The organism is Kitasatospora humi (assembly GCF_020907985.1).
GTDB classification, from domain to species: Bacteria; Actinomycetota; Actinomycetes; order Streptomycetales; family Streptomycetaceae; genus Kitasatospora; species Kitasatospora humi.
On the sequence record NZ_JAJJPA010000040.1, the window covers coordinates 51,788 to 61,589 of the forward strand.

Below are 9,802 nucleotides of genomic sequence, written 5' to 3' on the forward strand. Positions count from 1 at the left end.
ACTGACGGGTCCAGAAAAGTACGAAAATGAGGGTGCGAATCCTCCTGCCGACAACGAGAGTGTCCGAGTGCTGATCCGACTCCTCAAGGCCCATCTCGGGCCCTACAAACAAGCCGTGCTGGCACTGGTCGTGCTCCAGCTGATCTCCACCATAGCCGCGCTCTATCTGCCCACTCTCAACGCCGACATCATCAACTACGGTGTGGTCAAGGGGAACACGGGCTACATCATGCAGACCGGCGGCGTCATGATCGCCGTCACCCTCGCCCAGGCGGCCTGCTCCATCGGCGCCGTCTACTACGGTGCCCGCACCGCGATGGCGGTCGGCCGCGACATCCGCGCCTCGGTCTTCGACCAGGTGCAGCGGTTCTCCGCCCGCGAACTGGGCCAGTTCGGCGCCCCTTCGCTGATCACCCGCACCACCAATGACGTCCAGCAGATCCAGACGGTGCTGCTGATGAGCTTCACCCTGGTGGTGGCGGCGCCGATCATGTGCGTGGGCGGCATCATCATGGCGCTCAACCAGGACGTGCCGCTCTCCAGCCTGCTGGTGATCGTGGTGCCGGTGCTGGGCGCGATCGTCACCCTGCTGGTCCGGCTGCTCCGCCCGGCGTTCCGCAGCCTGCAGCAGCGCATCGACAAGGTGAACCGGATCCTGCGCGAGCAGATCACCGGGATCCGGGTGATCCGGGCCTTCGTCAAGGACGGCCACGAGCGGCAGCGGTTCGCGGAGGCCAACGACGGCCTCACCGCGGTCTCGCTGCGCACCGGCCGGATCCAGGCCCTGATGTTCCCCTGCGTGATGCTGGTGGTGAACGTCTCGACGATCGCCGTCTCCTGGTTCGGTGCGCACCGCATCGCCGGCGGCGGCATGCAGATCGGCGCCCTGATGGCGTTTCAGTCCTACCTGATGCAGATCCTGATGAGCGTCATGATGGCCACCTTCATGTTCATGATGGTGCCGCGCGCCGAGGTCTGCGCCGAGCGCGTCGTGGAGGTGCTGGACACCGACTCCAGTGTGGTCCCGCCGACCGCGCCGGTCACCGAGCTGCGCTCGCACGGCCACCTGGAGCTGCGCTCCGCCGACTTCCGCTACCCGGGTGCCGAGGCCTCGGTGCTGCGCGGCATCGACCTGGTGGCCCGCCCCGGCGAGACCACCGCGGTGATCGGTTCCACCGGCAGCGGCAAGACCACCCTGCTCGGCTTGGTCCCCCGGCTCTTCGACGCCACCGGCGGCCAGGTGCTGGTCAACGGCGTGGACGTCCGCGAGATCGCACCCGAGGTGCTGGCCCGCACGGTCGGTCTGGTGCCGCAGAAGCCCTACCTGTTCACCGGCACCGTGGCCAGCAACCTGCGTTACGGCCGCCCCGACGCCACCGACGAGGAGCTCTGGGCCGCGCTGGAGACGGCGCAGGCCAAGGACTTCGTCGAGAAGCTTGACGACGGCCTCCAGGCCCCGGTCGCCCAGGGCGGCAGCAACTTCTCCGGCGGCCAGCGCCAGCGCCTGGCGATCGCCCGCACCCTGGTCCGCAAGCCGGAGATCTACCTCTTCGACGACTCCTTCTCGGCCCTCGACTACGCCACCGACGCCAGGCTGCGCGCCGCGCTCGGCCAGGAGACCGCCGACGCCACCGTGCTGATCGTGGCCCAGCGGGTGAGCACCATCCGAGACGCCGATCGGATCATCGTGCTGGACGAGGGTGCCGTGGTCGGCACCGGAACCCACCACGAACTGATGGCCGACAACCCGACGTACCGGGAGATCGTGCTCTCCCAGCTCACCGAGCAGGAGGCGGCGTGACCACCTCGCACAAGCCCGGCAGTTCGCAGGACGCCGCGGCCCGGCGCGGCGGGCCCGGCCCCGGCCGGTTCATGAACGCCGGCACCGAGAAGTCCCTCGATTTCAAGAACAGCAGCAAGCGGGTGCTCGGCCTGCTCCGCCCCGAGCGCGTGCCGATCTTCGGCATGCTGCTGCTCGGCGCGCTCAGCGTGGCCTGCGCGGTGGCCGGCCCCAAGCTGCTCGGGAACGCCACCAACCTGATCGTCAAGGGCGCGATCGGCCCGAAGTTCCACAGCCAGGCGGAGCTCGACGCGGTCACCCGCAGCAACGACCGGACGGCGGCCCTGCTGCGGACCCTGCACCTGACGCCCGGCAAGGGCATGGACTACCACGCGATCGGCACCCTGCTGCTCTGGGTGCTGCTGATCTACGTGTGCTCCGCGGTCTTCGGCGTCGTGCAGGGCCGGCTGGCCGCCCGGGTGATCAACCGCGCCGTCAACCGGCTGCGCGCCGAGGTGGACGCCAAGCTCACCCGGCTGCCGCTCAGCTACTTCGACAAGCAGCCGCGCGGCGAGGTGCTCAGCCGGGTCACCAATGACATCGACAACATCGGCCAGTCCATGCAGCAGAGCATGGGCCAGCTGGTGAACTCGCTGCTCACCGTGGTCGGCGTGCTGGCGATGATGTTCTGGATCTCCTGGCTGCTGGCCCTGATCGCACTGATATCGGTACCGCTCTCGGTGGTCGTCGCGGCTCGGGTCGGCAAGAAGGCGCAGCCGCAGTTCGTCTCGCAGTGGGCGACCACCGGCAAGCTGAACGCGCACATCGAGGAGATGTACACCGGCCACGCCCTGGTCAAGGTCTTCGGCCGGCAGAAGGAGGCCGCCGAGGTCTTCGAGCGGGAGAACGAGGCGCTCTTCGCCTCCAGCTTCAAGGCCCAGTTCATCTCCGGGATCATCCAGCCGGCGATGTTCTTCATCGGCAACCTGAACTACGTGCTGGTCGCGGTGGTCGGCGGCCTGCGGGTGGCGAGCGGCGCGCTCTCCATCGGTGACGTGCAGGCCTTCATCCAGTACTCCCGGCAGTTCAGCCAGCCGCTCACCCAGGTCGCCAGCATGGCGAACCTGGTGCAGTCCGGGGTCGCCTCGGCCGAGCGGGTCTTCGAACTGCTGGACTCCGAGGAGCAGTCCGCCGATCCGCAGCGCCCCGAGCGGCCCGCGGAGCTGCGCGGCCTGGTCTCCTTCGAGGACGTCTCGTTCCGCTACGAGCCGGAGAAGCCGCTGATCGAGGGGCTCAGTCTGAAGGTGGAGCCCGGCCAGACGGTGGCCATCGTCGGCCCGACCGGCGCCGGCAAGACCACCCTGGTCAACCTCCTGATGCGGTTCTACGAGGTGAGCGGCGGCCGGATCACCCTGGACGGGGTGGACATCGCGGCGATGTCCCGTGAGGAACTGCGCTCAGGCATCGGCATGGTGCTTCAGGACACCTGGCTGTTCGGCGGCACCATTGCCGAGAACATCGCCTACGGCGCCAACGGTGCCAGCCGCGAGCAGGTGATCGAGGCGGCCAGGGCCGCGCACGTGGACCGCTTCGTGCGGACCCTGCCCGACGGCTACGACACCGTCATCGACGACGAGGGCACCGGGGTCAGCGCCGGCGAGAAGCAGCTGATCACCATCGCCCGGGCGTTCCTGGCCCAGCCGTCGATCCTGGTGCTGGACGAGGCGACCAGTTCGGTGGACACCCGTACCGAGGTGCTGATCCAGCGCGCCATGGCCCGACTGCGCAGCGGCCGGACCAGCTTCGTGATCGCGCACCGGCTGTCCACCATCCGTGACGCCGACGTGATCCTGGTGATGGAGAGCGGATCGATCGTCGAGCAGGGCTCGCACGACGAGCTGATCGACGCCGGCGGCGCCTACGCCCGGCTCTACCAGGCGCAGTTCGCGCAGGCGGTGGCGGAGACCGAGTGACGCCGAACGCCGGAGGGGCCGTCGACCACGGTGGTGGTCGACGGCCCCTCCGGCGTTGCGGAGCCGGTTGCTCCCCCGGCGTCCCCGGGAGCCCGGGGCTACTTCTTGGCGTCCTTGGGAGCCTCGGTGTCCGTCGACAGCGCGGCGATGAAGGCCTCCTGCGGGACCTCCACCCGGCCGACCATCTTCATCCGCTTCTTGCCCTCCTTCTGCTTCTCCAGCAGCTTGCGCTTGCGCGAGATGTCACCGCCGTAGCACTTGGCGAGCACGTCCTTGCGGATCGCGCGGACCGTCTCACGGGCGATCACCCGGGAGCCGATGGCCGCCTGGATCGGCACCTCGAACTGCTGGCGCGGGATGAGCTTCTGCAGCTTGCCGGCCATCATGACGCCGTAGCCGTAGGCCTTGTCCTTGTGCACGATGGCGGAGAAGGCGTCCACCGCGTCGCCGTGCAGCAGGATGTCGACCTTGACCAGGTTGGCGGACTGCTCGCCGATCGGCTCGTAGTCCAGCGAGGCGTAGCCGCGGGTCTTGGACTTCAGCTGGTCGAAGAAGTCGAAGACGATCTCGGCCAGCGGCAGGGTGTAGCGCAGCTCCACCCGGTCCTCGGAGAGGTAGTCCATGCCCTGCAGGCTGCCGCGGCGTGACTGGCAGAGCTCCATGATCGCGCCGACGAACTCGTTGGGCGCCAGGATGGTGCCGCGCACCACCGGCTCGTACACCTCCGCGATCTTGCCGGTGGGGAACTCGCTCGGGTTGGTGACGGTGTGCTCGGTGCCGTCCTCCATCACCACCCGGTAGATCACGTTGGGCGCGGTGGAGATCAGGTCGAGGTTGAACTCGCGCTCCAGGCGCTCCCGGATGATCTCCAGGTGGAGCAGGCCGAGGAAGCCGCAGCGGTAGCCGAAGCCCAGCGCCACCGAGGTCTCCGGCTCGTAGACCAGCGCCGCGTCGTTGAGGCGCAGCTTGTCCAGGGCGTCGCGGAGCAGCGGGTAGTCCGAGCCGTCCAGCGGGTAGAGCCCGGAGAACACCATCGGGCGCGGGTCCTTGTAGCCGCCGAGCGCCTCGGTGGCGCCCTTGTGCTGCGAGGTGATGGTGTCACCGACCTTGGACTGCCGGACGTCCTTCACACCGGTGATGATGTAGCCGACCTCGCCGACGCCCAGACCCTCGGCCACCTTGGGCTCGGGCGAGATGACGCCGATCTCCAGCAGCTCGTGGGTGGCGCCGGTGGACATCATGGCGATCCGCTCACGCTTGGTGAGCTGGCCGTCGACCACTCGCACGTAGGTGACCACGCCGCGGTAGGCGTCGTACACCGAGTCGAAGATCATCGCGCGGGCCGGGGCGTCCTTGACGCCGACCGGGGCCGGGATGTTGTGGACGATGTGGTCCAGCAGGTCCTCGACGCCCAGACCGGTCTTGGCGCTGACCTTCAGCACGTCCGACGGGTCGCAGCCGATGATGTGGGCGATCTCCTCGGCGTACTTCTCCGGCTGGGCGGCCGGCAGGTCGATCTTGTTCAGCACCGGGATGATCGTGAGGTCGTTCTCCAGGGCCAGGTAGAGGTTGGCCAGGGTCTGCGCCTCGATGCCCTGGGCCGCGTCGACCACCAGGATGGTGCCCTCGCAGGCCGCCAGGGAGCGGGACACCTCGTAGGTGAAGTCGACGTGGCCCGGGGTGTCGATCATGTTCAGGATGTGCGTCGTACCCGCGTGCTCACCGGTCTTCGGGGCCCAGGGCAGCCGGACCGCCTGCGACTTGATGGTGATGCCGCGCTCACGCTCGATGTCCATGCGGTCGAGGTACTGGGCACGCATCTGCCGCGGATCGACGACACCGGTGATCTGCAGCATCCGGTCGGCGAGCGTCGACTTGCCGTGGTCGATGTGGGCGATGATGCAGAAGTTGCGGATCAGCGCCGGGTCGGTACGGCTGGGTTCTGGCACGTTGGTAGGGGTCGCGGGCACCTTGGTCCGATTCTCCGTGGTCGTCCGGGGCCGACTTTGTCGCCTGCCCGAGGAGCCCTGTTGGGCTTGAGGAAACCAGGGCTTGCTCCATCTTCCCACGCGAGGGGCACACGGTGCCGGTTTGGGGGGCGCGGAGGTGCCCTGGTAGCGTTGGCCGCTGCACCGCGCTTCGGCATGCCCTCTCAGCTGGTCCGTTGCGGCCGGTGCACACCCTGTTCCACTGATGACTGACAAGACTGAGGCACTTTCGTGGCGAACATCAAGTCCCAGATCAAGCGCAACAAGACCAACGAGAAGGCGCGCCTGCGCAACAAGGCCGTCAAGTCGGAGCTGAAGACCGCGCTGCGCAAGGCCCGCGAGGCCGCTGCCGCCGGCGAGACCGAGAAGGCCGCCGAGCTCGCTCGCGTCGCCTCCAAGAAGCTCGACAAGGCCGTGAGCAAGGGCGTCATCCACAAGAACCAGGCTGCCAACAAGAAGTCGGCCATCACCAAGCAGGTCGCCGCCTGAGCTTCGCGCTCAGGGCAGCGGTAGCGCTGCCGAGTACCGTTCGCGGTACCTCCGTCGCAGGATGACTCCGGCCCTCTACCCGGACTCCCGAGACGCGCACGACCACGCACCGCACGCGGCCTGCGTTCGCCACGCGGGTGCGGTGCACATGCTTCAACGAGAGGCGCCGCGGTCCACTCCCCTCCCCGGGACGGACCGCGGCGCCTCTCGGCGTTTCCCCGGGAGTGCGGCCGGCCGGGGTTCGCGGGGTGCGGTTGGCGGGGGTTCGCGGGGTGCGGTTGGCGGGGGGGTTGGCGGGGGCGCCTCGGGCGCAGGTGCCTTGAGCGGGGCCGCTCGGCGTCGGCCTGGCGTCAGTACGGGCGGGCACCCGAGCGGGCGGCCCGGGCCACGGTGACCACGGCCCGCTCCAGGGCGTAGGCGGGGTCATCCGAACCGCCCTTGACGGCAGCGTCGGCCTGGGCGATGGCGGTCAGCGCGACGGCCACCCCATCACCCGTCCAGCCGCGCATCTGCTGCCGCACCCGGTCCACCTTCCACGGCGGCATGCCGAGCTCACGGGCCAGGTCCGCCGCGCGCATCGAGCGGTCCGCGGTGGCCAGCCGACCGATGCTGCGCACTCCGGAGGCCAGCGCGTAGGTGATGCCGGTCGGCGGCTGGCCGACCGCCAGCGCCCAGCGCAGCCGCTCCAGCGCGTCCGCCGCACGGCCGGTGACCGCCAGGTCGGCCACCTCGAAACCGGTCGCCTCGGCCCGGCCGCTGTAGTAACGGGCCACCACCCGCTCGTCGATCGGTCCCTCGACGTCGGCGGTCAACTGGCTGGCGGCGGCGGCCAGCTCACGCAGGTCACCGCCGAGCGCATCCAGCAGCGCCTGGCAGGCCTCCGGACTGGCCGAACGGCCGAGCGCCTTGAACTCGCCACGGACGAACGCGACCCGCTCCCCCGCCTTGGTCAGCTTGGCGCACTGCACCTCGCGGGCCCCCGCCTTGCGCGCCGCGTCCAGCAGGCCCTTTCCCTTGGCGCCACCGGCGTGCACCAGCACCACGATCACCTCGTCGGCCGGCGCCGCGAGATAGGCCTTGAGCTCCTTGACCGAGTCGGCCGCCAAGTCCTGCGCGGCCCGGACCACGATCACCTTGCGCTCGGCGAACAGCGAAGGAGTCGTCAACTCGGCCAGGCTGCCCGGCTGCAGGGCCCCGGGTGCGAGATCCCGCACGTCGGTGTCCGGGTCGGCTGCTCTGGCCGCCGCCACCACCTGGGCGACCGCGCGATCGAGCAGCAACTCCTCCTGGCCGACCGCGAGGGTCAGCGGGGCGAGCAGGTCATCGGGTGCACTCTTCCTGGCCATCGCCTACCAGCATCCCACGGGCCGCCGACAGGCCCGGCGCTTCGGGCCGCCACAATGACCCCATGAGCTCGCGCGATGACCGAACCACCACCCCCGCCGGCCGCCAGCTGCTGGTGCTCGCCGACCGTGACGCCGCCGAGGAGGTGGCCGGGGAGATGGCGGAGCGGTGGCCCGAGCTGGGTCCGTTCGAGCTGGTCCGCGACGCCCTGGCCGGCGAGGACGATGCCGAGGACGCCCAGTGGCTGGTGGTGCTGGAGGAGCCCGCCGAGGGCTGGGCTCCGGCGGTCGTGGCGGCCGTGGACGCGCTGGTGGCCGAGCACGAGGGCTGGCGCGAGGACGGCTGAACCGCCCCGCACCGGGATGGCCGCACGGCGGTGGGCGCGGTGCGGCGCGCCGGGGTGGCGGTGCAGCGCCGGTATGGCGGTGCAGCGCGCCGGGGTGGCAGTGGTTGCGCCGGTGCGGCGGTGCAGCGCCGGTAAACGGCAAGAAGATCCTGCGCTGGGCCAAGAACAACAACGTCCACCTCGGCCTCACCCCGACCAGCGCATCCTGGGCCAACCCGATCGAGGCACACTTCGGACCACTGCGGCAGTTCACGCTCGCCAACTCGAACCATCCGAACCACACAGTTCAGACCCGCGAACTGCACCGCTACCTGCGGTGGCGCAACGCCAACGCCCGCCACCCCGACCTCCTCGCAGCCCAACGCCGCGAACGCGCCCGCACCCGCACCCGCACCCGCACCCGCACCCGCACCCGCAGCGAGAATGGCCTGCGCTGGGGAGGCCGAAGTCAAGCAGCCGCAGTCTGAACTGCCCGTCTTTCCTGGCGACCGCGCGCTACGGTGGGGTACATGTCCGAGCTCTCCGTGCGGGATTTCTACGACGAGTTGGCCCACGACTACCACCTGATGTTTCGGGACTGGGACGCGAGCATGGCTTACCAGGCCGAGATACTGGACGGTCTTGTCAGCCTGTGTCTTGGAGCGGGACCGCACACCGTCCTGGACTGCTCGTGCGGGATCGGCACCCAGGCGATCGGGCTGACCTTGGCCGGACACAAGGTCGTCGGCAGCGACCTGAGCCCGGTCGCCGCCGCGCGCGCCACCGCCGAGGCGTCGGCCCGGGGCAGCAGACTTCCGGCCGCTGCGGCCGACATGCGTCAACTTCCGTTCCGACCCGGGTCTTTCGACGTCGTCCTCTGCGCGGACAACTCACTCCCGCACCTGCTCTCCAGGCAAGATCTCCGGGCAGCGCTCCTCGGCATGAGGCGGGTGCTCCGAGACGGCGGACTGTTGATGATCACTGTCCGGGGCTACGACGAGGCGCGCCAGACCAAACCCACAGCGACACCTCCGCAGGTCTCGGACACACGCGACGGCCAGGTGATCACCTTCCAGCTGTGGCACTGGCATGAAGACGGCGAGCGCTACGACCTGGAGCACTTCCAGCTCACCCCCGCAGAGAGCACCTGGAAGGTCCGAGTCCGCCGGAGCACCTACTGGGCGCTGACCCGCTCGCAGTTGACCGAGTTCGTGGCTGAAGCCGGCTTCACCAACGTCACCTGGCACAGTCCGGACTCCAGCGGGTACTACCAGCCCGTGCTCACCGCACAGCGCCCTCACTCAGCGGGGTAGTCCAGGCTTCCGCCTCCGACTCCCCGTTCGTCTATCGCAAACCGGTGAACGTTGCCGGTCAGAGCACTACGAAGCGACAGTGCTGGTCGCAGCCATCAACGAGTGGCTGTGACCCAAGTCGTCGCTACGGGAAGACGGGATTGCCGTCGTCACCGATCCATGGAGGCTGATCCGGCTCCCGGCCCACAGCTTGCCAAACAGCACGTGCGGCAGCGAACTTCACGTCACCAGGGCCCGTGTCTGCTGGCGCCGTGACGACTTCGACGACGGATACGAGCACGCCGCGGGCCGATTCCGGAAGACGCGCGAGCGCGTACCAAGCGCCTTCCCATGCCTCTGCCTGGATCCGTTCGTCACCGGCATGGCTTGTGCACACGGCGGTGCCGTAGGCGCGGCCGCGCCACCCGAAAACATCGGGACTCATCCGTACTTCTGGCTCGCTGGCCACGGCTCCACGGACGGTGACTTGGGCAAACCGTGCCCACCGACTCGTCTGGCGCTGCAGCCTGTACTTCCCCTCCACGGTCCGCATTCTTCCGCACGCGCCCCGAACTGTGGGTGCCACAAAGATCACTTTCGAAACAGGACCC

The 9,802-nt window shown here is 69.2% G+C and carries 7 protein-coding genes and 1 pseudogene; 6 read left to right on the top strand and 2 right to left on the bottom strand.

All coding sequences use genetic code 11. The features are described 5' to 3' along the window. Positions 1 to 67: 67 nt before the first annotated feature. Together LN042_RS28190 and LN042_RS28195 are read left to right on the top strand one after the other, a co-directional pair. On the top strand, positions 68 to 1,801 hold the full coding sequence (locus LN042_RS28190; RefSeq protein WP_230054216.1) for an ABC transporter ATP-binding protein: 1,734 nt from the start codon (positions 68 to 70) through the stop codon (positions 1,799 to 1,801). 71 nt (positions 1,802 to 1,872) lie between these two features. Continuing rightward, positions 1,873 to 3,753, top strand: coding sequence for an ABC transporter ATP-binding protein (locus LN042_RS28195; protein WP_230054227.1), 1,881 nt, complete (start codon positions 1,873 to 1,875; stop codon positions 3,751 to 3,753). A 98-nt stretch (positions 3,754 to 3,851) separates the two neighbouring features. Here the strand turns inward: LN042_RS28195 and lepA are convergent, their stop codons facing one another. Next, positions 3,852 to 5,723 (bottom strand): translation elongation factor 4, encoded by a 1,872-nt coding sequence (gene lepA, locus LN042_RS28200; protein ID WP_230054217.1) that lies wholly within the window; start codon positions 5,721 to 5,723, stop codon positions 3,852 to 3,854. A gap of 249 nt (positions 5,724 to 5,972) precedes the next feature. Between lepA and rpsT the strand changes: the two genes are divergently transcribed. Continuing rightward, positions 5,973 to 6,230 (top strand): 30S ribosomal protein S20, encoded by a 258-nt coding sequence (gene rpsT, locus LN042_RS28205; protein WP_230054218.1) that lies wholly within the window; start codon positions 5,973 to 5,975, stop codon positions 6,228 to 6,230. 350 nt (positions 6,231 to 6,580) lie between these two features. On the opposite strand, the gene holA is transcribed toward rpsT, so the two are convergent. Then, complete coding sequence (gene holA / locus LN042_RS28210; protein WP_230054219.1) at positions 6,581 to 7,576, bottom strand: DNA polymerase III subunit delta; 996 nt, start codon at positions 7,574 to 7,576, stop codon at positions 6,581 to 6,583. 62 nt (positions 7,577 to 7,638) lie between these two features. On the opposite strand from holA, the gene LN042_RS28215 reads away from it, so the two are divergent. From LN042_RS28215 to LN042_RS28225, 3 genes and pseudogenes are all read left to right on the top strand, one after another. Further along, positions 7,639 to 7,920, top strand: coding sequence for a hypothetical protein (locus tag LN042_RS28215; protein WP_230054220.1), 282 nt, complete (start codon positions 7,639 to 7,641; stop codon positions 7,918 to 7,920). A gap of 143 nt (positions 7,921 to 8,063) precedes the next feature. Then, a pseudogene (locus LN042_RS28220) lies at positions 8,064 to 8,387 on the top strand (hypothetical protein); the annotation flags it as partial. A 42-nt stretch (positions 8,388 to 8,429) separates the two neighbouring features. Further along, a complete protein-coding gene (locus tag LN042_RS28225; protein ID WP_230054221.1) occupies positions 8,430 to 9,212 on the top strand; it encodes a class I SAM-dependent methyltransferase in 783 nt (260 codons plus the stop codon). The last annotated feature ends 590 nt before the right edge of the window (positions 9,213 to 9,802 follow it).

Bases quoted from the DNA above. Each gene is read 5' to 3' on its own strand.
- LN042_RS28195 (WP_230054227.1), top strand. From the start codon at position 1,873: ATGAACGCCGGCACCGAGAAGTCCCTCGATTTCAAGAACAGCAGCAAG.
- holA (WP_230054219.1), bottom strand. From the start codon at position 7,576: ATGGCCAGGAAGAGTGCACCCGATGACCTGCTCGCCCCGCTGACCCTC.
- LN042_RS28215 (WP_230054220.1), top strand. From the start codon at position 7,639: ATGAGCTCGCGCGATGACCGAACCACCACCCCCGCCGGCCGCCAGCTG.
- LN042_RS28225 (WP_230054221.1), top strand. From the start codon at position 8,430: ATGTCCGAGCTCTCCGTGCGGGATTTCTACGACGAGTTGGCCCACGAC.